Source organism: Pseudomonas sp. JV245A (assembly GCF_032424515.1).
Lineage (GTDB): Bacteria > Pseudomonadota > Gammaproteobacteria > Pseudomonadales > Pseudomonadaceae > Aquipseudomonas > Aquipseudomonas protegens.
Map to the genome: position 1 here is coordinate 1 of NZ_VYKE01000330.1, position 2,192 is coordinate 2,192.

Here is a 2,192-nt window from a genome sequence, read left to right on the forward strand (position 1 = left end):
CGCTGAGGCCGTCGGCCACCTGCAGGGCCTGCTGGTCCAGGTAGATGATCATGGCAAGTCTCCAGTCAGGGCGGCGAAGCGCCCGGGCAGATAGGGGCGCGGGTCGAGCACCGGGCATTCGCCCAGCATCAGGTCCACCAGCAGTCGCGCGCTGCCGGGGGCGGTGGTGACTCCCAGGCCTTCATGCCCGACCGCCAGCCACAGGCCCGGTTGCCGCGGGTGTTCGCCGAGGATCGGCAGGCCATCCGGCGTGGCGGCGCGAAAGCCGGTCCAGGCGCGGATGCCGTTGAGCTCGGCGAGCGCCGGCAGGTAGTCCACGGCGCGCCGCAGCATGGGCGCCAGTACGCTGGGGTCGATGGCCGGATCGAGGGTGTCGAACTGTCGGGACGAGCCGATCAGCAACTGGCCGGTGGGCCGCGGCTGGACATTGAACGCCACCGAGGTGCCGTGGCTGGCGTGGGCGCTGGCGGCGTAACCCAGCTCCACCAGTTGGTGGCCGACCTGTTGCGGGTAGCGGTCGCTGATCAGCAGATGCCCCTTCTTCGGGCGCAGGGGCAGAGCCGGCAACAGTTCCCGGGCAGCGAAGCCGTTGGCCAGCAGCACCCGTTGTGCCCTCAGCACGCGACCGTCGGCGAGCTCCACCTGGTCCCCGGCGACGCTGCGCACCCGGGCTGCCTGGCGCCTGATCAGCGAAGCGTTGCCGAGCAGCCAGTGGGCAGTGGCCGGGGCGTAGAGGATCGCGTCGCCGGGGATCTTCAGCGCACCGGCCAGGCCTTTGCGCAACATCGGTTCCAGGCTCGCCAGCCGGGTGCTGTCCAGCAGCTCGCCGCTGATGCCGTGGTCGGCCAGGGCCTGCTGCTTGGTCCGCGCCAGGTCCCTCTCGTGGTGGTCGGCGGCCAACCACAAGGTGCCGCAGTTCCGGTAGGCGCAGGCCTCGGGCAGGCGTTCGCGCAGCTGCCGCCAGAGGCCGAGGGAGTAGTGACTCAAGGCCAGTTCCGCCGGGTTGTCGTCCATCACCACCAGATGGCCCATGCCGGCCCCGGTGGCACCGCCACGACCATCGTCGAGCACCTGCACCCGCAGGCCGCGCCGGGCCAGCTCATGGGCGCAGGCGGCACCGATGATGCCAGCGCCCACCACTATCACCTCGGCCTCGGCCACCGGCGTCACGAGCCGATGCCCCAGGCGAACGGATCGCTGTCGTCCAGCAGCAGAGTGGCTTCGGCGCTGATGTGGGCATTGCCGCGAAGGATCGGAATCAGTTGCTCGCCGACCTTCTCATAGTGGGCGCTGAACTGGCTGCCGATGACACTGGCCTGGCGCCAGGCCTGGCCCGGGGCGAGCTTGCCGTCCGCCGCCAGGCACGCCAGCTTGGCGCTGGTGCCGGTGCCGCAGGGCGAACGGTCGTAGGCCTTGCCGGGGCAGAGCACGAAGTTGCGGCTGTCGGCCTGCGGGTCGTCGGCGAACAGTTCGATGTGGTCGATGACCCCGCCCTCGGCGCCGGTGATGCCGGCGGCTTCCAGGGCCTGGCGCACGTCCCAGGTGTAGTGGGTCAGGGCTTCGACATTGTCCAGGGCAATGCGCTGGCCGTGGTCGCTGATCAGGAAGAACCAGTTGCCGCCCCAGGCGATGTCGCCGTGCACCTTGCCGTGGCCGGGCAGTTGCAGCATCACCTGGGTGCGGTAGCGGTAGGCGGGGACGTTGCGCACGCTCACCGACAGGTCCTCGTGCAGGGTGGCCTCGACGGTGCCCACCGGGGTTTCGATACGGTGCACGCCCTGGTCGATGCGCCCCAGGTGATACAGCGAGCGCACCAGGCCAATGGTGCCGTGGCCGCACATGCCCAGGTAGCCGCTGTTGTTGAAGAAGATCACTCCGGCACAGGCGTCGCTGGCCTGCGGCTGGCACAGCAGGGCCCCCACCAGCACGTCGCTGCCCCTGGGTTCGAGGACGCAGGCCCGGCGCCACTGGTCGTGCTCGCGCTCCAGGATCTGCAAGCGTTCGGCCATGGAGCCGCGGCCCAGGTCGGGAAAGCCGTCGATGACCAGGCGGGTGGGTTCACCCCCGGTGTGGGAGTCGATCACGGTTATTTTTTTCATGAGGGCACCTGAGGGCAAAGAGCTACAGAGTGGCCTTGGCGGGGGCGCTGCCGCTTGTGGGTTTTCGCTGTCGTGGATGACGAAATCGGCACA

2 protein-coding genes are annotated in these 2,192 nt (G+C 69.6%); both read right to left on the bottom strand.

Annotated features, from left to right (window positions below; genetic code table 11):
* Positions 1-48: 48 nt before the first annotated feature.
* Positions 49-1,170 (bottom strand): NAD(P)/FAD-dependent oxidoreductase, encoded by a 1,122-nt coding sequence (locus tag F6S12_RS31270; RefSeq protein WP_212806024.1) that lies wholly within the window; start codon positions 1,168-1,170, stop codon positions 49-51.
* A complete protein-coding gene (locus F6S12_RS31275; RefSeq protein WP_065364415.1) occupies positions 1,167-2,099 on the bottom strand; it encodes a 4-hydroxyproline epimerase in 933 nt (310 codons plus the stop codon). The genes F6S12_RS31270 and F6S12_RS31275 overlap by 4 nt, the downstream gene beginning before the upstream one ends.
* Between the last annotated feature and the right edge of the window lie 93 nt (positions 2,100-2,192).